The sequence below is a fragment of the Amycolatopsis sp. VS8301801F10 genome (genome assembly GCF_046195355.1).
In the GTDB taxonomy this organism is placed as follows: Bacteria; Actinomycetota; Actinomycetes; order Mycobacteriales; family Pseudonocardiaceae; genus Amycolatopsis.
This window is the reverse complement of sequence record NZ_CP176065.1, coordinates 6,230,294-6,252,731: the sequence shown is the minus strand read 5'-3', so window position 1 is coordinate 6,252,731 and position 22,438 is coordinate 6,230,294. Positions and strand designations below refer to the sequence as shown.

The following is a 22,438-nucleotide window of genomic DNA, read 5'->3' as shown; positions in this document are numbered from 1 at the left end:
GCGTGCGCGCGATCGACGTCCACAGCCATTTCGTCCCGCACGGCTGGCCCGACCTCGGCGAGGGAATGCCGTGGCTGCGCGCGGAAACCGAGCGCGAGGCCGTGATCATGGTCGGCTCGGAGGAGTTCCGCCGGATCCGGTCCGACTGCTGGGACGCGTCCGTCCGGCTGGCGGACATGGACGCCGACGGGATCGAGGCGCAGGTCGTCTCGCCGACGCCGGTGTTCTTCGGCTACGACGCCAGCCCGGGCCAGGCCGAGAAGATCGCCCGGGTCTTCAACGACCTCGCGCTGGAGATCTGCGCGCCCGCGCCGGACCGGCTGATCCCGTTCTGCCAGGTCCCGCTGCAGGACACCGACGCCGCGTGCCGCGAACTGGACCGCGCGGTCGCGGCCGGGCACCGGGGCGTGGAGATCGGCAACCACGTCGGGGACCGCGACCTCGACGACGCCGGCGTGGTGACGTTCCTGCAGCACGCGGCGTCGCTCGGCGTCCCGGTCTTCGTGCACCCGTGGGACATGCCGCTCGCGCCGCGGCTGGACCGCTGGATGGCGCGATGGCTCACCGGAATGCCCGCGGAAACGCACCTGTCGATCATCGCGATGATCCTCGGCGGCGTGTTCGACCGGGTGCCGCCGAGCTTGCGAATCTGCTTCGCCCACGGGGGCGGCTCGTTCGCGTTCTGGCTGGGACGGCTGGAAAACGCTTGGCATCAGCGGGCGGACATCATCGCCATGTCGGAGAAACCGCCGTCGGAGTATGTGGGGCGGTTCAGTGTCGATTCGGTGGTGTTCACCGAGGCGGCGTTGCGGAATCTGGTGGACACGCTGGGGGCGGAGCAGGTGATGGTGGGGAGCGATTATCCGTATCCGCTGGGGGAGCGTCCGGCTGGCGGGGTGGTGCGGAAGGCGGAGTTCCTCGGTGAGACTGAACGGGAGTTGTTGCTGCGGGGGAACGCGAAGCGGTTCTTGGGGTAAGGCAGCCGCTTGGCCGGATCAGGATAAGCGCAAGTTGCGCCTTGTCTCCGAGGGTGTTTCCCGGTTCGGCGTCATCCGCTGGCATTTCCGCGAAGAGCAAGCGGATCGCCAGGAATCACGGGCGAAGAGGCCGCCAAGGCAAGTCAGCGGCAGGCCGACCTCGCTGAACGAGGTCGGCGCGAAGAGCGAGCTGTTCTTCCTATGTCTGACTTATCTCCGATCCGGTAATCAGCTTGATCCGAAACAGTTGGAGGATGCCATTAACGTCACCGACCGGCCGGATACTTTCTGTTCGACCGCAGGGCAAGATCCGGGCATTGCGCGACGCTGACCCGGATCACAAACCGGGACCGGCCAGCCCGAGGTGGTCCCGCAGAGTAGGCCCGCTGTAGTCCTCCCGGAAAACCCCGCGTTCCTGCAGCCTCGGCACCACCTCGTCGGCGAACCGGTCCAGGCCGCCCGGCGTTACGTGCGGGACCAGGATGAATCCGTCCGACGCGTCGGCCTGCACCAGTTCGTTCATCGTGGCCGCCACCGTTTCCGCGGAGCCGATGAAGTTCTGCCGTCCGGTGACCTCGATGATCAGTTCCCGGCTCGACAGGTGTTTCGCTTCCGCCAGCTGGCGCCATTCGTTGGCGGTCGCGATCGGGTCGCGGTGCATGCGGACGCTCGCGCGGCCCTTCGAGATCAGGTCGCCGACCACCGGGTCGAACGACGGCAGCGGGCCGTTCGGGTCGTGGTCGCTGAGGTCGGTGTTCCAGAGCTGTTCGAGGAACTTGATCGCGGTCTGCTCGCTGACCTGCTGCAACCGGACCTCGTGGGCGAGTTCGTGCGCTTCGGCGTCGGTGTCGCCCAAGACGAAGGTGGCGGCGGGCAGGATGACCAGCTCGTGCGGGGAGCGGCCGTACTTCGCCAGGCGGCCCTTGACGTCGGAGTAGAACGCCTGGCCCGCTTCGAGGGTGCCGTGGCGGGTGAAGATGGCGTCGGCGGTCGCGGCGGCGAATTCGCGGCCTTCCTCCGAGTCACCGGCTTGGATGGTGACCGGGCGGCCCTGCGGGCTGCGCGGGACCGGGAAGCGGCCGGAGATCGCGAAGTGCTCGTCGTGGTGCGCGAAATCGCCGCCGCGGTCGGCCAGGAAGCGGCCGGATTCCTTGTCCGCCAGGACTTCGTCGCCGCGCCAGGAGTCGAACAGTTCCCACGCCGTCCGCAGGAAGGTTTCGGCCCGGGAGTAGCGCTGGTCTTGCGGGAGGAAGCCGCCGCGGCGGAAGTTTTCGCCGGTGAAAGCGTCCCAGGACGTGACGACGTTCCACGCGGCCCGGCCTGCGGAAAGGTGGTCGAGGGAGGCGAATTGCCGGGCCACCTCGAACGGTTCGTTGAAGGTGGAGTTGATGGTTCCGGCCAGGCCCAGGCGGTCGGTCACCGCGGCGAGCGCGGACAGGACGGTGAACGTGTCCGGGCGGCCGACGACGTCGAGGTCGTAGATCTGGCCGTTCTGTTCGCGCAGCCGGAGGCCTTCGGCGAGGAAGAAGAAGTCGAACTTGGCGCGCTCGGCGGTCTGGGCCAGCTTGACGAACGAGCTGAACTCGATGTGGCTGCCCGCTTCGGGATCGCTCCACACGGTGGTGTTGTTGACCCCGGGGAAGTGCGCGGCGAGGTGGATGTGCTTGGCAGTCATGGAAATCTCCCGGGACTCAGGCGGCGTAGCGGTTGGCCGGGCGCGGCAGGCCGAGCAGCCCGCGCAGGGTCGAGGCCTCGTATCCGGTGCGGAACGCGCCGCGGCCGCGCAGTTCGGGGACCAGGGCGCGGGTGATGGCGGTCAGGTCGTGCGGCAGGGCCCCGGGACGCAGCCGGAAGCCGGTCAGGCCGGCGGCGTGCCAGTCGAGCAGGAGGTCGGCCAGCCGGGCCGGGGTGCCGGTGAAGACGCGGGCGTCCGAGGTGAACTCGGCGCGGTCGTCCAGCCGGGCCTTGCGGTCGGCCGCGGCCTGTTCGGTTTCGTCGAGGAAGACCACAAGGTCGGCGAAAACCTGAAGCGGCGCACCGATTTCGTCGATGATCGACGCGGCGTGCGCGCGGTCGTCCGGGGTCACGTACACGACGTCGGCCTGGCGGGCGGCGAGGCGGTAGGCGTCGGGACCGTGCGCGAGCGCGGCGACGATCGGCTGGCCCTGCGGCGGGCGCGGCGTGATGGACGGTCCTTTGACGGAGAACCAGCGGCCCTCGAAGTCGATGTAGTGCAGTTTGTCCCGGTCGATGAACCGGCCGGTGGCGACGTCGCGGATCTCGGCGTCGTCCTCCCAGCTGTCCCACAGCCGGCGCAGCACCTCGACGTAATCGGCGGCTTCCTCGAACAGGTCGGCCGGCTCGGGCGGCGTGCGGCGGCCGAAGTGCCGGAACTCGTCCGGGCTCCCGGAGACCTGCACGCGGACCCCGGCGCGGCCGGTGCTGACGTAGTCGAGCGTCGCGATCGCCTTCGACAGGTGGAACGGCTCCGTGTGGGTGACGACGGCGGTCGGGACCAGGCCGATGTGCGAGGTCAGCGGCGCGATCCGCGAGGCGAGCAGCACGGCGTCCAGCCGGGTTTGCGCGCGGTCGGGGCGGGCGGCCGGTTCGCTGGGGTCGCGCAGGGAGAGGAAGTCCTCGAAGGTCACGAAGTCCAGGTGCGCGGCCTCGGCCTCCTGGACCAATCCGGTCCAGTATCCGGCGGTGAGCAGGTCGGCCGGGCGGGCGTCCGGTTCGCGCCACGCGGCCGGATGCCAGCCGGCGCCTTCCAGCGCGACGGCGAGCCGTGGTCCGGTGTGCCCTGTCATGCTGCGTCCTTTCCCCGTGGATGCCAGCAGTGTGGCGCGGAAACCGGGGTGCGGGCGACGGTAACCAGCGTCTGGGACAGTCCGCGGGAACGGGAATAAACCGGTTGCCCGCCGTCGCGGCGGCGCGGTTTGCTGGATGCCGATGAATCGGATGCACACCGGCGAAGCGGAAATCGGCGACGACCTGGTCCGTCGCCTCGTCGCGGCGCAGTTCCCGCGGTGGGCCGGGCTGCCGGTCTCGCGGGTCGCCTCGGCGGGGACGGAAAACGCGATGTTCCGGCTCGGCGACGAACTGGTGGCGCGGCTGCCCCGGCTGGAACGCGGGGCCGCCGAAATCGGCCGCGAACGGCGGTGGCTGCGCTGGCTCGCGCCGCGGCTGCCGGTCGCGGTGCCGGAAGTGCTCGGCGAAGGACGGCCGGGCGAAGGTTTCGAGTGGGACTGGTCGGTGCTGCGCTGGCTGCCCGGCGTCAACCCGGATTTCGGTGATGCTCGGGTGGCGCGGGAGCTGGGCGCGTTCGTGAAAGCGTTGCGGGGCCTGGATACTTCCGGGGCCCCGGAGATCAGCCGAGGCCGCCCGCTGCGCACGCGGGACGCGCCGACGCGGGAGGCGATCGCGCAACTCGGCGGCAATCCGGCGTATGTCGCGGCGTGGGAGAAGGCGCTCGCGGTGCCGGAATGGACCGGGGAGCCGGTGTGGCTGCATGCGGATCTGTCGCCGGGGAACGTGCTGGTCGACGACGGCGGGTTGAGCGCGGTGCTCGACTTCGCGGGGGTCGGGATCGGTGACCCGGCGGTGGACGTGATCCCGGCGTGGAACACGTTCGCGGCGGCTGAGCGGGAGGTGTTCCGCGAGGCGGTGGGGGTGGATGCGGCGACGTGGGAGCGGGGGAGGGGCTGGGCGTTGTCGATCGCGTTGATCCAGTTGCCGTATTACCGGGAGACGAATCCGGTGCTGGCGGCGAATGCTCGGCGCACCATCGAGGCGGTGTTGGAAGACTGAACTCCAGGGGCAGCGTGGGGCCCGCATGGCTGGGCGACGGAACCGACCTACTCCAGGTCGATCCGGATCGTCAGCAGGTCGGTGCCGAACGCCTGCACCGCGGCGCTGTTCCAGCGTGGCAGCGACTTCAGCCGCGCGCGGGCGTCGTCGTCTGGGAGCAAGTGTGCGGTCCCGCGCAGCCAGCGGCCGTGCAGGCGCAGCCGGACATGCGGGTCGGCCTGGATGTTGCGTACGTACTGCGATCGTTCGCCGAATTCGGATACCAGCCAGAATGCCTCCCCGACACGGCGGCCGCCGATCGGGGTCGGGCGGGGGAGGCCGGAGCGGCGGCCGGTCGTCTCGAGCAGCGTTTGGCCGGGCAGCCGCGACAGGACGGGGTTGCCGAGCCGTCGTTGGAAAGTCGTCACGAGTCGGTGCTGCAGGTCGCCGGGGCGAGAGGCGCCGGCGACCTGGCGCAGCCGGGCCGGGACGACGAGTTCGTGGATCGGCGCCGCCAAAGCCCACAGCTGGCGGGCGGGGAACCGGTCGTAGCTGACTTCAGTGGTCCAGTACACGCGGTCGGCGTCGAGGTGCACGGTGTTGCGCGTGGTCATCAGCGGCGACGGTGCTTCGAGCACGACCCGGTCCGGCGTGGCCGAAGCGATGGTCCAGCCCAGCACTCGGTCTGGAGACAGGCGAGTGGGGAGGCCGAGGCCGAGCCAGCCCGTGCGCAGGAAAGCGCGCAGCGGCGGCGGAGCGTCCTCCCAGACCGCGCGGGCCCACGCGAGGGCGTCCCGCTGGTCTCCGGCTGGGCGGGCAATGTCCACTGTGGACGTGAAATCCGGCACCCTGCCACGCTAGCCCGTCAGGCCGCCGGTTTCCAGCCCAGCTCCGGGCCCAGCCGGGTGGCCAGGTCGGTGAGGATCTGCACGTAATCCTCGTGCTTGAAGGTGAACGGCAGCGCGAAGGCGACCTCGTCGATCTCGCGGAAGGCGGCGTGCCGGTACAGCTGCTCGGCAAGCTGAGCGGAGGTGCCGACGTAATCGCGCGAGAACAGCAGACCGCCCGGACCCTGCGGGGTTTTTGTGCGCGGCAGGCGTTTTGCCGCATAATCCTCGTACTTCGCGCGCTGCTCGGCGGTCGCGCTGTCGGTCGGAATCACCACCAGCCCTTGGGAAACCCGGGCCCGCGCGCCATCCGGATGGTGCGACCGGAACGCCCGCACGTGCGAGAGCTGGATCTTCTCGAAATCCGTCGAGCCTTCCTCGGCGCGGACGACGCTGCTGGTCAGGTAGTTCATCCCGGCCTGCCCCGCCCAGGTCGCCGAGCGGGTGCTCGCGCCGCCGTACCACAGGCGGCTGGCGAGGCCGGGCGAATGCGGCTGCACGCGGTCGGAGAACGTCTCGATGCCTTCGACGCCGCTGAACGTCGACGCGGGCTCGCCGCGGACCAGTGACAACAGCCGTGACACCCGGTGGTAGCCGAAGTCTTCGCGGTCGCCGGTGTCCGGGTACAGCGCGCCCCGCACGTCCTCGTAGTGCATCGGCGGGCCGACGCTCACGCCCGGGTTGAGCCGTCCGCCGGAAAGCACGTCGACGGTCGCCAGGTCTTCGGCGAGGCGCAGCGGGTTTTCCCAGCCCAGCGGGATGACTGCGGTGCCCAGTTCGATCCGGCTGGTGCGCTGGGTCGCCGCGGCGAGCACCGCGACCGGCGACGAGATGCCGTACTGCAGGTGCCGATGGCGGACCCACGCGCTGTCGAATCCGAGCTGCTCGCCGAGTTCGAGCACGCGCAGCGTCGATTCATGGCCCGGCCGCGGGTCGTCCCCGTCGAACAGGCCGATGGTCAGGAAACCCAGTTTGCGCAGCGGGTGCGTTTCGCTCGGCACGGCGAGTCCTTCCTCGGGTGAACTAAGCCGGAATAACCGCGGACCGGCCCCGGTTGTTCCGGCTCGCTGACACACACGCGGAACACTGGGGAGTACGCACGATGCGCGCTTTGTCCATCACTCGCTACGGCGGTCCCGAGGTCCTCGAAGAAATCGAGGTGCCCGAGCCCGTTCCGGGGCCGGGCGAAGTGGCCATCACGGTTTCGCACGCGTCCGTCGGGCTGATCGACGCGCTGATCCGCCGCGGCACGCTCGCCGAGTACGACTACGCGCCGAAGCCGCCGCTGGTGCCCGGGCTCGAGGTCGCGGGGACCATCCGCGCGGCCGGACCGGGCAGCGGCTTCTCGGTCGGGGACGAGGTCGTCACGCTCACGCTGCCCGGAATGGGCGGATACGCCGACGTGAAGCTCGCGCCCGCCAGCCTCGTCGTGCCGCTGGCGGGGACCGGAGTGGAGCGCGCCCAAGCCGTGGCCGGGCTGGCGAACACCGTGACGGCCTACCTTTCGCTCACCGAAGCAGTGCGGCTGCCGAAGGACGCGCGCGTGCTCGTGCACGGCGCGCTCGGCGGTCTCGCCTCGGTCTACCCGGAGGTCGCGCGGCTGCTCGGCGCGCGCGAGGTCGTCGGCACGGTCCGGCGGCCCGAGCAGGTCGAGGCGGCGAAGCAGCTCGGCTTCGACCGGGTCGTGCTGTCCGGGGAACTCGGCGAGCTGCGGGACGAGCGGTTCGAGATCGTCGTCGACCCGGTGGGCGGCGACCTGCGCATCGCCTCGCTGGACCTGCTCGCGCCGATGGGCCGGATGCTCGTGGTCGGCAGCGCGGGCAGCGAAACCGCGCCGATGGTCGATTCGAACGCCGTGTGGGGCAAGAACATCGGAGTGGTCGGCTTCAACGTCGGCGGCTTCCTGGCGGCCGATCCCACGCCCGCCCGTCCCGCCGCGGACGCGGTGCTGCCGCTGTACACCGACGGCCGCATCCGGCTGCCGGTCACCGTCCTGCCGATGGCGCAGGCGCGCGAGGCGCACCGGCGGATGGACGCGGGCGAGGCCGTCGGACGGCTGGTGCTCGCCAACTGACCTCACGCGCTGACCTGCTCGCCGCCGGGGATCGCGGCCAGCAGGTCGCGCGTGTACTGCTCGCGCGGCCGCCGCAGGACGTCGTCCGCCAGGCCGAATTCGAGCAGCTTGCCCTGGCGCATCACCCCGACCTGGTCGGCGATTTCCCGCACCACGGCCAGGTCGTGGGTGATGAACAGGTACGTCAGGCCGAGTCCGTCCTGCAGTTCCACGAGCAGGTTCAGGATCTGCGCCTGCACCGAAACGTCCAAAGCGGACACTGGCTCGTCCAGCACCACGAGGTCCGGCCGCAGCGCCAGCGCACGGGCGATCGCCGCGCGCTGCCGCTGGCCGCCGGACAGCTCGGCCGGTTTCCGGCGCAGCACCGACGACGGCAGCGCGACCTGGTCCGCCAGCTCGGCGACCCGTTCGGCCCGGCCGCCGACGCGGAACGCGCGCAGCGGTTCGCCGATCACGTCGGCGATGGAAAAGCGAGGGTTCAGCGAGGCGTACGGGTTCTGGTAGACGAGCTGGAACCGGCGGCGCAGCCGGCGCAGTTCGGCGGGCGGAAGGCGGGTGACGTCCTGTCCGGCGAAGCTGACCGTGCCCGCGGTCGGGGTTTCCAGGCCGACGACCATGCGGGCGGTCGTCGTCTTGCCGGAGCCGGATTCCCCGACCAGCGCCAGGGTTCGGCCGCGAGTGAGCTGGAACGACACGTCGTCCACGGCTCGCACGGAACCGGCGCGCGAGGAGGCGAAGGTTTTCGAGACCGACTCCACCGACAGCAGGACCTCCGGCCCCTCGGCGCGGCGCGGCCGGAGCGGTTCGCGGCTGAGGCTCGGCGCGGCGGCGAGCAGCCGCTGCGTGTAGTCCTGCGTCGGCGCGGCGAGGAGCTCGCGGGCCGGTCCCTCCTCGACCAGCCGGCCTTCGGACAGCACGGCGATCCGCCCCGCTCGGTCGGCAGCGACGCCCAGGTCGTGCGTGATCAGCAGGATCGCGGTGCCGTCGTCGGCGGCCAGCTTCGCGAGATGGTCGAGGATTTCCTTCTGCACGGTCACGTCGAGCGCGCTGGTCGGCTCGTCGGCGATGATCAGCCGGGGCCGGCCCGCGAGCGCGATGGCGATCAGCACCCGCTGCCGCAGCCCGCCCGACAGCTCGTGCGGATACTGCCGCGCCCGCAGTTCCGGCCGGTCGACGCCCGCCCTCCGCAGCAGTTCGATCGCGCGTCCGGCGGCTTCGCCGCGGGCGGCCAGGCGGTGGATCAGCAGCACCTCGGCCACCTGCTCGCCGATCCGCCGGACCGGGTTGAGCGACACCGTCGGGTCCTGGGGCACCAGCGCGATCCCGGTGCCGCGCACCCGCCGCCAGTCCTTTTCGGACAGTGCGGTCAGCTCGCGTCCGTCGAAGGCGATCCGTCCACGGTGGACTCGTCCGCCGCGCGGGAGCAGGCCGATCGCGGCGTGTGCGGTGGTGCTCTTCCCGGAACCGGACTCGCCGACCACCGCGACGATCTCGCCCGCTCCCACCCGCAGGCTCACGTCGCGCACCGCGGGCACCACGCCGCCCGAGGTGCGGTACGAGACCGCCAGCTCGCTGATCTCCAGCACTTGTCAGCTCCGTTCGCCGTCGAGAGCCCGGGACACGCGGTTCGCGGCCAGCACGACGGCCGCGACGGTCAGGCCCGGGAACGTGGTCATCCACCAAGCGGTGGCCAGGAAATTGCGTCCGCCGGCCACGAGCGCGCCCCATTCGGGCGTCGGCGGGCTCGCGCCGAAGCCGAGGAAGCTGAGCGCGGACACTTCGAGCACCGCGATCCCGACCGTCACCGTGGCCAGCACCAGCACCGGCCCGAGCGCGTTGGGCAGCACGTGCCGCCCGAGCACCCCGGCCCAGCGCACGCCCGACGCCCGGGCCGCCTCCACGAACACGCCGGAGCGCACCCGCAGCACCTCGGCCCGCATCAGCCGGGCGAACGACGCGAGGTGCGCGACCCCGACGGCGATCGCCACGTTCGTCGTTCCGAAGCCGAGCGCGGTCACCAGCGCCAGCGACAGCAGGATCGGCGGGACGGCCTGCAGCACGTCCACGATCCGCATCACGACCGAATCGAGCCAGCCGCCGCGGAAACCGGCGAGCAGCCCCAGCGCGGACCCGGCGACGAAGGCGACCAGAACCGCGAGCACGGTCGCGCGCAGGGACAACCCGGCCCCGTGCACGACGCGGGCGAACACGTCGCGGCCGGTTTCGTCGGTGCCGAACAGATGCCCGGGCGACGGGCCTTGAAGGCGTTCGGACGGGACGCCGGCGATCGGGTCCTGACCGGTGAACAGCGTGGGCGCGAAGGCCGCGACCAGCACCGCGGCGAGCAGGAGCCCGGAGAGAAGCAAGCCCGGCCGGCGGACGAGGAATCGTTGCGACAGCACCGCTTCAGACACGCGCGGGCACCTCCTTGCGCACGGAGACCCGCGGGTCCAGCAGCGGGTACACGAGGTCGACGACCAGGTTGAGCACCACGAAGAAGAACGCGGCGAGCACGATCACGGCCTGCACCACCGGCAAGTCCTGCGCGGTCACCGCCGCCGCGGTCACCCGGCCGAGGCCGTCGCGCGAGAACACGGTTTCGGTCACCACCGAACCGGCCAGCAGGTTGCCCGCGACCACGCCCACCAGCGTGAGCGCGGGCAGCCCGGCGTTGCGCAGCGCGTGTCCGAAGTGGACTCGGCGACGGCTCGCGCCCTTCGCCCGCACCACCTCGACGTACGGCTCGGCGAGCTGCGTCTGCAGGCTCTTCGCCAGCACCTGCCCGATGATCGCCCCGGTCGGCAGGGAGAGCGTGACCGCGGGAAGGATCAGCGACGCGAAGCCGGTCGAGCCGAGTGCCGGGAACAGCCGCAGCTGGAACGAGAACAGCTGGATCAGCAGCAGCCCGACCCAGAACGTCGGCAGCGAAGTCCCCAGTGGCGGCAGGGAGAGCAGCAGCTGGCTCACCCAGCGGGTGCGGGTGAAGGTGCCCAGCACGGCGATCCCGCCGCCGAAGACGATCGCCAGCAGCAACGCCAAGCCGGAGACGGCGAGCGTCGGCGGCAACGCGGTGAGGACCTGGTGCGCCGCGTCGTCTCCGGTCGCCACCGAGGTGCCGAAGTCGCCGTGCAGCGCGGCGAGGAGGTGCTTGCCGTACTGCACGAGGACCGGGTCGTCCAGCCCGTACTCGGCGCGCAGGGCGGCGATCTGCTCCGGCGACGCGCTGGGGCCGCCCTCGGCCGAGCCGAGTTTGGTCAGCACCGCGTCGCCGGGCAGCAGGTACAGGATGACGAACGACAGCGTGAACGCCGCCCACAGCACCACTACGGCCTGCAGGACGCGGCGAAGCAGCGGAAAGCCTTTCACGAGCCCGAAACCCAGGCGTCGAACAGCTGCAGCCGCGAGGAAGCCTCGAAGCCGACGTCATGCGCGTTCGGGCCGACGCCGAGCACCTGGGTCAGCTCGAACACCGGGATCGAGTAGGCCTGTTCCACGATGGTCCGCTGCGCCTTTTCCGCGGCGGGCTTGCGTTTCGCGAGGTCGACGGTGGCGGACTGCTCGGCCAGCGGCGCGTCGAGCGGGTTGTCCGCGGACAGCCTGCTCCGGTTGTTCGTCTTGGTGGAGAACTGCTGGCGCAGGATGTCCGGGTCGGCGCGGGTGACGTTGTACCAGAGGAAATCGTAGTCGCCGGCCTGCTGCAACCGGGTGACCTCGGCGTTGGTGTGCAGCTCGATCTTCAGGTCGAAGCCGATCTTGCGCAGCTGCTGCTGGATCAGCTCCAGCACGCTCTGGTTCTGGTTGAACACCGCGGAGAACAGCACGGACGCGGTGAGCCGCTGGCCGTTCTTCGTCCGGATGCCGTCCGGGCCGGGGAGCCAGCCGTCGGACTGCAACAGCGCCCGCGCGCCGGCCGGATCGTAGGCCAGTTCCTTCGACAGATCGGTGTACAGCGGCGTCGCGGAGCCGAGGATGCTCGTGGCGGGCTTGTAGTTCGGGGTGAGCACGGTGCTGGTGACCTCGGGCCGGTTCACGCCCTTCAGCACCGCCTGGCGCACCTTCTGGTCGGCGAGGACGCCGCGGGTCACGTTCGCGTGCAGGTTGAACACGATGCCGGGATTCGGCCGCACCGGTTCGGCGAAGCCGTTGCCGGAGAACTGCGGTTCGTCGACCGGCTGGACGTCGGTGATGGCGTCGAGCTGCCCGGACGTCAGGCTGCCGGACCGCACGCCCGGCTCCGGCACGACGCGGAAGTCGATCTTGTCGACGTACGCCTCGCCCTGGTGCCGCCACAACGGCGAACCCCAGCGGTAGCCGGTGCGCTTGCTGAGCACGATGTCCTGGTTCGGCTTCAGGCTGGTGAACACGAACGGCCCGGACCCGATCAGTCCGGCGCCCTGGCAGCGCTGCTCGGCGGTGTGCCGGAACGCCGCGGGCGCGAGCACGCCGAGCGACATGGTGGAGCTGGCCTGCAGGAACTGGGCGCTGGGCTGGGCGAAGTCGAGCCGGACCGTCGCCGGGTCGACGACCGTCGCGCCGCGGTAGGCGGCCAGGTAGCTCGACCCGAGCAGGGCCTTCGCGCCGAGCGCCTTGATCCCGTCGAAGCTGGTCTTCACCGCGGCGGCGTCCACCGGCGAGCCGTCGGAGAACGTCGCGCCGGAGCGGAGGTGGAAGGTGAAGCTCGTGGAATCGGGGCTGACCGTCCAGCGGTCGGCGAGCCAGGGCGTGATCGCGCCGGTCTTCGGGTCCTGGTCGGTGAGCGAATCGACCAGCTGGCGGCCGACGTTCACCGAGGCGTTCGTGCTGACCTGCTGCGGGTCGATGCAGTCCGGATTGGACGAGATGCCCAGCCGCAGCGTGCCGCCCGGGCGCGGGGGACCGGCGTCCTGCGGGCCGGCCCCGCCCGCCGTGCCGCAGGCGGCGAGCAGCAGCGGAAGGGCCAGTGCGAGGGCGGAACGGGACCGCGCGCGGGCAGGGCGCGCGGGCCGGGACGGGGTGTGGCGGGGCACGGGTTTCCTCCAGCGGGGACGGAACGGATGCGTCCAGCTCAACCGTTCGCGGCGGTTCGCTGAAGCCCGTCCCAGCAGGTGAACCGCTGTCCCGCGATCCGGCCGGGCGCGCGGATTCCGGTTGACGGGCAAGGGAAAGCGTGGCCCGCGCCCGCGTGATAACCGGAGAGGTTTTGTTCGGCGAGGAGGTCCGGAGAGCGGGAGGCCGGGCCCGGGTGCTGCGGAAAACCGGTTGCGCCGCGGAGGACACTGGCGGACATGGCGGGGCGGGGCGGGTGCGGAACGGCTTGGGTCCGGCTGCAAGCGGTGGCGGTGTCCGGTTCAACCTGTGAAGGGCTTTTGCTTGCCGCGCTGCCCTTGTTGGCCGTCTCGATCACCACTGATCCGCGTGCGGTGTCTTTGGTGAACGTCGCCGGGCAAGCGCCGTGGCTGCTGCTTTCGCTGTTCGCCGGAGTGGTGATCGACCGGGTACGGCGGACGACCGTGCTCGCTTCCGCGTACGCGGTGCAGATCGTCGCCGCGCTCGTGCTGGCGCTGCTGGGTTCCACCGGTTCGCTGAGCCTGCCCGCGCTGCTGGTGGTGGCCTTCGTGCTCACGACGGCGCAGGTCTTCGGCGACGGCGCGGCGGGCTCGGTGGTCCCCGAGGTCGTGTCGCCGGATCAGCTCGACCTGGCCAATTCCCGGTTGCAGGTGATCGACCGCGGCATGGTCCAGTTCGTGGTGCCGCCGGCGACCGGGCTCTTGATCGGGATCAGCGCCGGGCTGCCCGCGTGGCTGGCCGCTGCCGCCGCGCTGGTCGCGTTGCTGCTGGCGCGCGGGATTCCGTCGGCGAAGCCGGTGCGGACGCCCGCGCATCCGCTGAAGGACGTGACGGCCGGGCTGCGGTATCTGGTCGGCACGCCGCTGCTGCGGTCGATCACCATCACGGTCGCGCTGGGCTCGTTCGCGGCGGCCGCGGGCAACTCGATGCTCGTGCTCTACGCCACGCAGGAACTGCGTCTCGGGCCGGTCGGGTACGGCGTGCTGCTGGCCTGCCTGGCGGTCGGCTGGGTGGCGTCGTCGTTCTTCGTGGACCGCTTCGTGCGGCGGTTCGGCTACTCGGCGGCGATGCGGATCGCGCAGGCGTGCGCGGTGCTGAGCCAGCTGCTGATCGCGCTCGTGCCGCCGTGGCCGGTGCTGGTCGGCGCGGTGCTGATCTTCCTGACCGGGACGACGCTGATCTGGAACGTGTGCTCGCAGTCCAGCCGCCAGCGGTTCACGCCGTCGGAGCTGCTGGGCCGGGTGCTGACCAGCCACCGGGCGCTGGCGTGGGGCCTGACGCCGCTGGGTGCGCTCGCGGGCGGGTTTGTCGCGGTGCACTGGAGTTTGCGCGGCGTGTGGGTGATGGCGGCGGCGGTGCAGTTGCTGGGGACGTCGCTGGTGTGGCGGCAGCTGTCCCCGGCGGCGTTCCGGGAAGCTGAGGCCGCGATGGCGCGCTGAGGCGTCAGGCGCGTTTCGGGAGTTTCCAGCCGGGGCGCGGGAAGTGGCAGGTGTAGCCGTTGGGGTAGCGCTGGAGGTAGTTCTGGTGTTCGGGTTCGGCTTCCCAGAAGTCTCCGGCGGGGGTGACTTCGGTGACGACTTTGCCGGGCCAGAGGCCGGAGGCGTCGACGTCGGCGATGGTGTCTTCGGCGATGCGTTTTTGTTCGTCGGTGGTGTAGAAGATCGCCGAGCGGTAGCTGGTGCCGATGTCGTTGCCTTGGCGGTTTGTGGTGGTGGGGTCGTGGACCTGGAAGAAGAATTCGAGCAGGGTGCGGAAGTCGGTTTGGGCGGGGTCGTAGGTGACTTCGATGGTTTCGGCGTGGGTGCCGTGGTTGCGGTAGGTGGCGTGGGGGACGTCGCCGCCGCTGTAGCCGACGCGGGTCGCGGTCACGCCGGGCTGGTGGCGGAACAGTTCCTCCATGCCCCAGAAACACCCGCCGGCCAGAATCGCCTTCTCCGTGGCCATGCCGCCTCCTCCGTGCTCGAACCGCTTCGCCTGCCATGCTAGTCGCCCGGCAGCAGCTCCAGGACCAGGGCGAGCGGCGGCCACGCGTCGCGGCCCCGCCGGGTGCAGGCGAAGGCCCGCAGCCGGACGTCCGGCCCGGTCAGCGGCAGGACGGCGACGTCGGGCCGGGTCGGCCAGGATTCCGGCAGCAGGCCGACGCCGCCGCCCGCCGCGATGAGGTCCTGCACTAGGTCGAGGTGGTCCGCGCGGTGGGTGAACCGCGGCGAGAAGCCGGCCATCGACGCCAGCGTGCCGACGACCGTTTCGTCCGCGCCGTTGCGGGAGTTGCCGATCCAGTCGCGGTCGCGGAACGCGGAGAAGACCTCCAAGGTTCCCTTGCCCCGCAATGGTTTCGCGTCCGCGCGCGGCACCGCGAGCCCCCACGGTGCCGTCCACAGAGGACGGACGGCCAGCGACGGGTCGGCGGTCGCGGGCGCGAGGTTGTAGTCGTAGGTGAGCGCGAGGTCGATGTCGTCGGTCCGGAGCCGCGCCAGCGCTTCGGCGGGTTCGTGCTCGCTGATCACCACGCGGACCCGCGGATGCCGCTGCGCGAGAAGGTCCGCGACCGGGAGCACCGCGTGCCGCACGCCGGTCCCGAACCCGGCGACCCGCACGGTTCCGGCGGGTTCGGCTTCGGGATCGAGATCCACGCGGGCGGCTTCGACCGCGGCCAGGATCGTCACGGCGTGCTCGGCGAGCCGCCGCCCGGCGGGGGTGAGCCGCACGCGGCGGCCGTCCGGTTCGAGCAGCGCGACGCCGGTTTCCTTGGCCAGCACCGAGATCTGCTGCGAGACGGTCGAGGTGGTGGTTTCGAGCACGTCCGCGACCGCGCGCATCGAGCCGAGCCGCGACAGCTCGAGAAGGAACTGCAGCCTGCGGGTGTCCATCCCCTGATTGTTCAGGATATCCGGACGATACGTCCAGGATTGGCAGGTGGACACGAACGGTCCGGATGCGTTCTCCTGGACGGCGTGCTTCCCTCCACTCCCCGGACCGGCGCCGCCCTCGCCGTCGGAGCCATGCTGTCCGTCCAGCTCGGACTCGCGGTTTCGGTCGGCCTCGCCGACCGGATCGGGCCGACCGGCGTCGCGTGGCTGCGGCTGGCCTGGGCCGGCGTGCTGCTCCTGGTGCTCGTGCGGCCGCGGCCGTCGGCGTTCCGGCGTCCGGCGTTGCTGGCGTGCGTGGTGCTCGGCTTCGCCACCGCGGGGATGACGATCCTGTTCATGGTCGCCGCGACCCGGTTGCCGCTGGGCACGGCGAGCGCGCTGGAATTCCTCGGCCCGCTGACCGTCGCGATCGTGCGCGGCCGGAGCGGGGCCCGGGCGTGGCCGGTGCTGGCGGCGGCCGGAGTGGTGCTGCTGACCCAGCCGTGGCAGGGCGGGACCGACCTGGTCGGCCTCGGCTGCGCGCTCGCGGCGGCGGCCTGCTGGGGCGCGTACATCGTGCTGACGCAACGAGTCGGGGACGAGGTGTCCGGCCTGCGCGGGCTGGCGGTGTCGATGCCGGTGGCCGGTCTGGTGGCCACCGCGGTGCACGCCCCGGCGGTGGCCGGCGAGCTGACGTGGCCGCTGGTGCTCGCCGGGCTCGGGCTCGCGGTGCTCGTGCCGGTGGTGCCGTTCAGCCTGGAGATGATGGCGCTGCGCCGGTTGACGGCCTCGGCGTTCGGGACGCTGATGAGCCTGGAACCGGCGATCGCGCTCGTGCTGGGGCTGCTCGTGCTGCACCAGGTGCCGAATCTCGCGGCGGTGGCCGGGATCGCGTTCGTGGTGGCGGCGGGCATCGGCGCGGAACGGACCGGGGCGCGGGAGCCGGTGAAAGCGGGGGTCTCGTGAGTGGCAATCCCGGTTAGAACCGGCATTGCCGCTCACGAGCTCTACGCTGGCGGCATGCAGGTGGAAATCTGGAGCGATGTCGTGTGCCCGTGGTGCTACCTCGGGAAGGCGCGGTTCGAGAAGGCGCTGGCCGGGTTCGAGCACCGGGACGAGGTGACCGTGACCTACCGGTCGTTCGAACTGGACCCCGGGCGGACCGGGACCGAACCGCTGCTGGACATGCTCACCGCGAAGTACGGACCGCAGGCCGCCGAGATGGAGCAGCGGGTCGCCGGGCTCGCGGAGGCGGAGGGGCTCGGCTACCGGACGGACCGGGAGATCGGCAACACCTTCGACGCGCACCGCCTGCTGCACCTGGCCCGCGAAAAGGGGCTGGAGAACGAGATGGTCTCGGCGTTGTTCCGCGCGAATTTCGCCGAAGCCCGGGCAGTGTTCGCTTCGGACGTCCTCGCCGAGGTCGCGGAAGAGGCCGGGTTGCCGCGCGGCGAGGCGGAAGCGGTGCTGGCGGATTCCTCGCGGTACGCGGACGCGGTGCGGGCCGAGGAGCGCGAGGCCGCGGAACTGGGCGCGGGCGGGGTGCCGTTTTTCGTGCTGGGACGGCGGTTCGGGGTTTCCGGCGGCCAGTCGGTCGAGGTTTTCGCGCAGGCGCTGGAAAAGGCCTGGGAGGCTGCTGCCGGGCGCTGAGGACTTCGCGGCCCGGCAGTCCCTCCCGCGTGCTTACTCGGACCAGGTGCTCAGCCGGTTGAGCAGCCGTTCGAGCACCTGCGGGTCCGCGGTGACCGGTTCGCCGGAGACGGGTTCGTCCACGAGCGTGCGCCGGTCGCCCCGGCGCGGCAGCCGGACCTGTCCGGCCGAAATCCCGCCGGGCAAGGGCAATTCGCACCACGTGGTGCGGCCGCGGTCGCCGGTGCGCACGCCGATCCGCTCGTCGCGCGGCGGCGTCGGGGCGACGAGGTCGTCGTCGACCTCGACGACGAGCCGGTCGCCGCGCAGCTGGAGCCGGACGGTGACGAAGGCGGGCGCGGACGGGCTGCTCTGGTCGACCACGTCGCCGACGAGCCGGACCGCGGCGTTCGTGACCTGCTCCAGCATCGGCAGCAGGGACCAGTCGGTCAGGATCAGGCGGACGAACAGCTCGGTGCACGGGACCGCGCTCGGCTGCGCCACCAGCCGGAGGTCGTCCACCTGGGTAGTGCGCGTGCTCAAGCGTCACCTTCCTCCTCGGCGAGCGGTCCGATCGGCCGGGACCGTGCGGGCATCATGCCACCGCCGCCGGGCCGGTCTGCGGCGGGAGGGCGGTGCGAGCGAGAACCGCAGGTCACCGGGCCGGGCGGGCTTCCGGGCCGGCGAACCTCTTAGGCTGCCCGGATGTCGGCAGACTCGGCCCGGTGGGCGATCCAGGACCTGATCATGACCTACGCCGCTCTCATCGACGCGGGCGATCTGGCCGGGGTGGGCGAGCTGTTCCGCGAGGGCACCCTGCACAGCGGCGGCGGCCGGACCGGGCGGGAGGCGGTGGAGAACTGGTTCCGCGACATCCTGATCCTCTATCCCGACGGCACGCCGAGGACCCGGCACGTCACGACGAACGTCCGGATCACGGTCGGCGAGGACACGGCTTCCGCGCACAGCTATTTCACGGTTTTCCAAGCCGCGGCGGACTTTCCGCTGCAGCCGATCGCGGCCGGGCACTACGACGACCGGTTCGTCCGGCGCGGGGACGAGTGGATGTTCGCGGAGCGGACGCCGGTGCTGCAGCTGACCGGGGACCTGACGCGGCACCTCCGGCTGGATGTCGTGCGGGCGGCCGGTTCCGGCCGGTGAGCGGGTGGTCCGGACCATTCCGGCGAGCTGTCCGTGAGGGGAACCGGAGAGGGTGGTGGGGGAGCCTGGTGATCGGGTCGGGTGTGTGTCCGCTGGGCCGACGAGGACATCGAGATCGTCGCGGTGCCGCTCGACGCCGGGCTGGGAGCGGACCCGGCAGGTCAGTCCCGTTTGCTCAGCTTGCGCCGCAGGCCCCGCCCGGCCGCCAGCGTCGGGAACGCCAGCAGCGCGCCGGCGCCGAGCGGGATTCCCTGCTGCCACGCGGGGGCTCCGAGCGCGGCGGGCGCGGCTTGCGGGTCGTGGTCGCTGACGCCGCCCCAGCGCGACGGCGGCAGGACGATCACCCGCGCCTTGCCGATGACGTCGTCCACCGGGACGGTGCCGTTCACCCCGCCGCCGCCCTGGCAGCGGGAGTCGCACGAGTTCTCGCGGTTGTCGCCCATCACCCAGAGGCTGCCCTTCGGGACGGTGACCGGGGCGAAGGTCTGCCGCGCCGTCGGCGGCTGCTCGAGCCAGTGCACGTACGGCTCGTCGAGGGGTTTGCCGTCGACCAGGACGCGGCCCTGCGGGTCGCAGCACTGGACGGTCTGGCCGCCGACGGCGATCACGCGTTTCACGAAGTCGCGTTCGTCCGGCGGCGCGAAGCCGACGAGGGAACCGAGGCCGCGCAACGCCTTCGTGAAGACGTTGCCCGGCTCCTGCGGGGCGATCTCGTTCGCGTTCCACGACTGCGGGCCGCGGAAGACGATGACGTCGCCGGGCGCGGGATCGGTGAAATCGTAGGTGACGCGGTCGACGACGACCCGGTCGCCGAAGCAGCCGTCGCAGCCGTGCAGCGTCGTCTCCATCGACGCCGACGGGATCAGGAACACCTTCGCGACGAACTGCTGGATCAGGATCGTCAGCACCAGCGCGATCCCGATCAGGATCGGCAGCTCCTGCCAGAACGGACGCTTCCGCCGCGCTTTCCGGGGCGGTTCGCCCGCGCCGGGACGGTCGGATCCGGGCTCGCCGGGGGCGGGGACTGGGGGGATCGGGTCGGCCACGCCGCCAGGCTACCCAGATCCGCCCGCCCGGCGGCGGAGCGCGCGCGGCCACGATCGGGGGGTCGTGCCGGTGACCGGGACGGCAACCGGAGATTTCGCCCTCGGAGAAGGAAACCGGGCCGGGACCGGGGGCGGGGTCCGGAATCCGGCCGGGAGGCGGCGCGCGGGGGCGGATGCCGTCACCGCGAGGCCGGGGCTGAGCGCGGATCGAGGGCTTCCCATGGATCGGCTCCAAGCGAGTTCGTCGGCGTTTCCCTGGTGGAGTGTTCCCTGGAACCGGATCCGGCCGGGACGCGTCGGGCGAGCGTCACCGGGAGGCCGGGGTCGGGCGCGGATCGAGAGCGGTCAGCTGCTGCGTGAACTCCCTGACCCGATGGCCCCACGTATACCGGCTCCGCACGAGTTCGTAAGCGTTCTCCCGGATCGCGTGCGCCAACGCCGGGCTGCTTTCGAGGCGGTCCAGCTCTCCAGCCAGCGCTTCGGGCGAACCCGGCGTGGCGAGCAGTCCGGTGACGCCGTCGCGCACCAGCGCGGCAAGCGGGCCCACCGCAGTGGCGATCACCGGGACCCGGCTCGCCCACGCTTCGAGCAGTGCGGTCGGGAAGGCGTCGTTCGGGCTGGTCGGGCAGAGGACGAGCGACCGGGCACTGCGCAGCGCCCGGAATTTCGCGTCGCCGCCGAGGTTTCCGGCGAAGGTGACGTTTTCGGCGATCCCGAGCTTCCGGGCGAGGGCCTCGTACCCGGGACGCGCGGCACCGTCCCCGATCACCAGCAGGCGGGCGCGGTGCAGGCGCATCGCGTGCAGCAGCTGCGCCAAGCCTTTCCACGCGTGGGTCGGTTCCAGGCGGGCCAGGAAGGCGGCGGCGTAAGGGCGCTCCCCGCCGACTGGTGCGGCTAAGGCCTCGGGGGCGATGGCGTTCTCCAAGACCCCGACTTTGTCGCCGTAGCGGCGGCGGAACCGGTCGGCGACGTAGTCGGACACGCCGAGGATCAAGTCCGCCCGGCGCAGCAGGAAACCTTCGGCAACGGCATAGGCGCGTGCGACGGCGTTGAAGAGAGGGTGACCGTCCTTGGCCAAGGCGGCGGCGTGATAGGTCACCACGACCGGGATGTCTCCGGCGACCAGCGCCGCGGCGTCGGCGAGACCGGGCACCGGGGTGTGCACGTTGAGATAGTCGGCCCGCTCGGCGCGCAGGATGCGGCGGATCTGCCGTGGCCAGCGCGGATCGAGCGGGGTGTTGGACAGCTTCGCGAGCGCAGGGAGCAGGTAGACCGGGAAGGGGTCGCCGGATCGCGCTGAGGGGCCGGTGGTGATGACGACCGGCCGCCATCCGGGGACTTCCCGCAGCGCGGCGGCCAGGCTGTGCACGTAGGTTTGCACGCCGCCGACGTCCGGCGGGAAGTACGGCGTCGCGAAGACGACGGTGCGTTCTCGGCTCACGGAGGCTCCTGTCCTCATTGGTCCGGTTGGCTGGCCGCGCGCGGATGTGATGGTGTGTGTGCGGGGATGGGGGACTTCGAGGAGGCGCAGGATGTCCGGGATCCGGATGCCGTGGGCGACGGTGCGGTGCCGCGCGTGCGGCCACGAACGCAGCGAGCACCAGCATTTGCGCGGCGGCACCGACTGCGGGCGCTGCGGCTGCCGCCGGTTCCGCTGGCTGCGCCGGGGCTGACCGCGGTTCAGGCGGCATCGAGCAGCGCGCTCAGGTCGCGGGCCCGGCGCGCGTACGGGGGAAGCACTTCGCGCAGGTGCCGCCGGTAGGTGTCGCGGTGGTCGACGAGGGCGTCGAGCAGCGCGGGCAACGTGGTGTCGCGGACCTCGCCGATGCCGACCACCCACTGTTCGAGGCCGAGATCGCGCATGATGCCCCCGGTTTTGTGGTCGTACTCGATCGCCAGGCACGGGACGTGCGCGGTGAGGGCGAAGATGACCGAGTGGAACCGGGTGCCGATGACCAGGTCGGCTTCGGCGTAGAGGGCGCGGGCGTCGCGGTGGTCGAAGGAGTCGTCGCCGAGGACGCGCAGCCGGGGGTGCTCGAGTCCGGCGGCGAGGCGGGTGTTGATCCGGCGGTCGTCGTCGCCTTGGTAGGCGCAGGTCACCTGGGGGACGAGGACGACGTGGTACCCGCGGCCGAGCAGATGCCGGATTCCCGCGGTCAACGCGCGCTCGTACCGGAGCTGTCCGGCGTCGTCGAGCCACTGGCGGGCGGTGACCATCGCGATCCGGGCGTCGGCGGGGAGGCCGAGAGCGGTGCGCCAGTCGCGGTCGGACCGGGTTTCGAAGGCGAAGGCGCTGTCCACGCTGCGGGTGAGCAGCTGCGCCGGCAGCCCGATTTCGGTGAGCCGGTCGCGGCTGATGTCTTCGCGGACGAGCACCGCGTCCGCGCGGCCCAGGACGTGGCGCACCAGCACGCGCTGGACGCGGCGGGGGAACGGCCCGTAGGACTGCGGGCCGGTCACGACCCGGACGCCGAACCGCTCGGCGAGCCACAGCGGCAGCAGCAGGAACAGGATGTTCAGGTCGGAGGCGAAGTCCGCGCGTCCGTTCAGGTGGCCGCCGCCGACGGAGACGACGAGATCGGCGGTGGCGAGGGCGCGCAGTTCGCGGCGGGGTTCGGCGGGCAGCAGCCGGGCCGCGGCCAGCCGAATCCGCCGCGGGAGCCGGGCGGCGGCGAGGGCGACGACGGGCAGCAGGCTGAGTTTCCGCAGGATCCGCCGGAGCCGGGGGATGTCCTCCTCGCCCGAGTAGCGGCGGAACGAACCGAGGTTGGGCACGCCCTCGAACTCCGGCCAGCGCGCGGGATGCTCGAAACCGGCGATCGCGATCCGGGCTCCGGGCAGCGCGCGGCGGATCTGGTCGAGCAGCACGCTGAGCAGGGCGGCGTCGCCGCGGTTGCCGCGGTCGAACGCGTTGACTACGACGACGCGGGTCATCGGCGGGCCTCCCGGCGGGGGCGGAGGGGGCGAAGCGGGTGTGCGGGCA

The 22,438-nt window shown here is 71.7% G+C and carries 23 protein-coding genes; 9 read left to right on the top strand and 14 right to left on the bottom strand.

Going from position 1 to position 22,438, the window contains the following annotated elements; all coding sequences use genetic code 11:
- Positions 1-2: 2 nt before the first annotated feature.
- A complete protein-coding gene (locus tag F9C11_RS29530; protein ID WP_409180621.1) occupies positions 3-977 on the top strand; it encodes an amidohydrolase family protein in 975 nt (324 codons plus the stop codon).
- A 34-nt stretch (positions 978-1,011) separates the two neighbouring features.
- The gene (locus tag F9C11_RS29525) at positions 1,012-1,308 is read left to right on the top strand and encodes a hypothetical protein (protein ID WP_409180620.1); all 297 of its coding nucleotides are present in this window, start codon (positions 1,012-1,014) and stop codon (positions 1,306-1,308) included.
- A gap of 6 nt (positions 1,309-1,314) precedes the next feature.
- On the opposite strand, the gene F9C11_RS29520 is transcribed toward F9C11_RS29525, so the two are convergent.
- Together F9C11_RS29520 and F9C11_RS29515 are read right to left on the bottom strand one after the other, a co-directional pair.
- Positions 1,315-2,652: an NtaA/DmoA family FMN-dependent monooxygenase gene (locus tag F9C11_RS29520; RefSeq protein WP_409180619.1), complete on the bottom strand. Its 1,338-nt coding sequence runs from the start codon at positions 2,650-2,652 to the stop codon at positions 1,315-1,317.
- Between the two features lie 16 nt (positions 2,653-2,668).
- Entirely contained in the window at positions 2,669-3,784 is a 1,116-nt protein-coding gene (locus F9C11_RS29515) for an LLM class flavin-dependent oxidoreductase (protein ID WP_409180618.1), read from the bottom strand.
- A gap of 142 nt (positions 3,785-3,926) precedes the next feature.
- On the opposite strand from F9C11_RS29515, the gene F9C11_RS29510 reads away from it, so the two are divergent.
- Positions 3,927-4,784 carry an aminoglycoside phosphotransferase family protein gene (locus F9C11_RS29510; protein ID WP_409180617.1) on the top strand — a complete coding sequence of 286 codons (858 nt, stop codon included), beginning with the start codon at positions 3,927-3,929 and terminating at the stop codon, positions 4,782-4,784.
- 47 nt (positions 4,785-4,831) lie between these two features.
- Here F9C11_RS29510 and F9C11_RS29505 read toward each other — a convergent pair whose 3' ends face one another.
- Together F9C11_RS29505 and F9C11_RS29500 are read right to left on the bottom strand one after the other, a co-directional pair.
- Positions 4,832-5,611 (bottom strand): nitroreductase/quinone reductase family protein, encoded by a 780-nt coding sequence (locus F9C11_RS29505; protein WP_409180616.1) that lies wholly within the window; start codon positions 5,609-5,611, stop codon positions 4,832-4,834.
- 17 nt (positions 5,612-5,628) lie between these two features.
- A complete protein-coding gene (locus F9C11_RS29500; protein ID WP_409180615.1) occupies positions 5,629-6,651 on the bottom strand; it encodes an LLM class flavin-dependent oxidoreductase in 1,023 nt (340 codons plus the stop codon).
- 101 nt (positions 6,652-6,752) lie between these two features.
- Here F9C11_RS29500 and F9C11_RS29495 point away from each other — a divergent pair, with 101 nt between their 5' ends.
- Positions 6,753-7,724: a zinc-binding alcohol dehydrogenase family protein gene (locus F9C11_RS29495; RefSeq protein ID WP_409180614.1), complete on the top strand. Its 972-nt coding sequence runs from the start codon at positions 6,753-6,755 to the stop codon at positions 7,722-7,724.
- 2 nt (positions 7,725-7,726) lie between these two features.
- Here F9C11_RS29495 and F9C11_RS29490 read toward each other — a convergent pair whose 3' ends face one another.
- The 4 genes from F9C11_RS29490 to F9C11_RS29475 are packed head-to-tail and all read right to left on the bottom strand — an operon-like array spanning position 7,727 to position 12,664.
- Positions 7,727-9,310: a dipeptide ABC transporter ATP-binding protein gene (locus tag F9C11_RS29490; protein ID WP_409180613.1), complete on the bottom strand. Its 1,584-nt coding sequence runs from the start codon at positions 9,308-9,310 to the stop codon at positions 7,727-7,729.
- A gap of 3 nt (positions 9,311-9,313) precedes the next feature.
- Complete coding sequence (locus F9C11_RS29485) at positions 9,314-10,138, bottom strand: ABC transporter permease (protein WP_409180612.1); 825 nt, start codon at positions 10,136-10,138, stop codon at positions 9,314-9,316.
- A complete protein-coding gene (locus F9C11_RS29480; RefSeq protein ID WP_409180611.1) occupies positions 10,131-11,090 on the bottom strand; it encodes an ABC transporter permease in 960 nt (319 codons plus the stop codon). The genes F9C11_RS29485 and F9C11_RS29480 overlap by 8 nt, the downstream gene beginning before the upstream one ends.
- Positions 11,087-12,664, bottom strand: coding sequence for an ABC transporter substrate-binding protein (locus tag F9C11_RS29475; RefSeq protein WP_409186999.1), 1,578 nt, complete (start codon positions 12,662-12,664; stop codon positions 11,087-11,089). Before F9C11_RS29475 ends, F9C11_RS29480 begins: the two co-directional genes overlap by 4 nt.
- Positions 12,665-12,988: 324 nt before the next feature.
- Between F9C11_RS29475 and F9C11_RS29470 the strand changes: the two genes are divergently transcribed.
- Entirely contained in the window at positions 12,989-14,209 is a 1,221-nt protein-coding gene (locus F9C11_RS29470; RefSeq protein WP_409180610.1) for an MFS transporter, read from the top strand.
- A 4-nt stretch (positions 14,210-14,213) separates the two neighbouring features.
- Here F9C11_RS29470 and msrA read toward each other — a convergent pair whose 3' ends face one another.
- Both msrA and F9C11_RS29460 read right to left on the bottom strand, forming a co-directional pair.
- A complete protein-coding gene (gene msrA / locus F9C11_RS29465; protein WP_409180609.1) occupies positions 14,214-14,714 on the bottom strand; it encodes a peptide-methionine (S)-S-oxide reductase MsrA in 501 nt (166 codons plus the stop codon).
- A gap of 38 nt (positions 14,715-14,752) precedes the next feature.
- Complete coding sequence (locus F9C11_RS29460; RefSeq protein ID WP_409180608.1) at positions 14,753-15,640, bottom strand: LysR family transcriptional regulator; 888 nt, start codon at positions 15,638-15,640, stop codon at positions 14,753-14,755.
- A gap of 84 nt (positions 15,641-15,724) precedes the next feature.
- Here F9C11_RS29460 and F9C11_RS29455 point away from each other — a divergent pair, with 84 nt between their 5' ends.
- Both F9C11_RS29455 and F9C11_RS29450 read left to right on the top strand, forming a co-directional pair.
- The gene (locus F9C11_RS29455) at positions 15,725-16,585 is read left to right on the top strand and encodes an EamA family transporter (protein ID WP_409180607.1); all 861 of its coding nucleotides are present in this window, start codon (positions 15,725-15,727) and stop codon (positions 16,583-16,585) included.
- 54 nt (positions 16,586-16,639) lie between these two features.
- Positions 16,640-17,269, top strand: coding sequence for a DsbA family oxidoreductase (locus F9C11_RS29450; RefSeq protein ID WP_409180606.1), 630 nt, complete (start codon positions 16,640-16,642; stop codon positions 17,267-17,269).
- A gap of 33 nt (positions 17,270-17,302) precedes the next feature.
- Here the strand turns inward: F9C11_RS29450 and F9C11_RS29445 are convergent, their stop codons facing one another.
- The gene (locus tag F9C11_RS29445; protein WP_409180605.1) at positions 17,303-17,791 is read right to left on the bottom strand and encodes an ATP-binding protein; all 489 of its coding nucleotides are present in this window, start codon (positions 17,789-17,791) and stop codon (positions 17,303-17,305) included.
- Positions 17,792-17,953: 162 nt separating this feature from the next.
- On the opposite strand from F9C11_RS29445, the gene F9C11_RS29440 reads away from it, so the two are divergent.
- The gene (locus tag F9C11_RS29440; RefSeq protein ID WP_409180604.1) at positions 17,954-18,409 is read left to right on the top strand and encodes a nuclear transport factor 2 family protein; all 456 of its coding nucleotides are present in this window, start codon (positions 17,954-17,956) and stop codon (positions 18,407-18,409) included.
- Positions 18,410-18,570: 161 nt separating this feature from the next.
- Here the strand turns inward: F9C11_RS29440 and lepB are convergent, their stop codons facing one another.
- Both lepB and F9C11_RS29430 read right to left on the bottom strand, forming a co-directional pair.
- On the bottom strand, positions 18,571-19,455 hold the full coding sequence (gene lepB / locus F9C11_RS29435) for a signal peptidase I (RefSeq protein ID WP_409180603.1): 885 nt from the start codon (positions 19,453-19,455) through the stop codon (positions 18,571-18,573).
- A 307-nt stretch (positions 19,456-19,762) separates the two neighbouring features.
- Entirely contained in the window at positions 19,763-20,896 is a 1,134-nt protein-coding gene (locus F9C11_RS29430; protein WP_409180602.1) for a glycosyltransferase family 4 protein, read from the bottom strand.
- A gap of 91 nt (positions 20,897-20,987) precedes the next feature.
- Here F9C11_RS29430 and F9C11_RS29425 point away from each other — a divergent pair, with 91 nt between their 5' ends.
- Positions 20,988-21,128 (top strand): hypothetical protein, encoded by a 141-nt coding sequence (locus F9C11_RS29425; RefSeq protein WP_409180601.1) that lies wholly within the window; start codon positions 20,988-20,990, stop codon positions 21,126-21,128.
- A gap of 7 nt (positions 21,129-21,135) precedes the next feature.
- On the opposite strand, the gene F9C11_RS29420 is transcribed toward F9C11_RS29425, so the two are convergent.
- Positions 21,136-22,389 (bottom strand): polysaccharide pyruvyl transferase family protein, encoded by a 1,254-nt coding sequence (locus tag F9C11_RS29420; RefSeq protein WP_409180600.1) that lies wholly within the window; start codon positions 22,387-22,389, stop codon positions 21,136-21,138.
- Between the last annotated feature and the right edge of the window lie 49 nt (positions 22,390-22,438).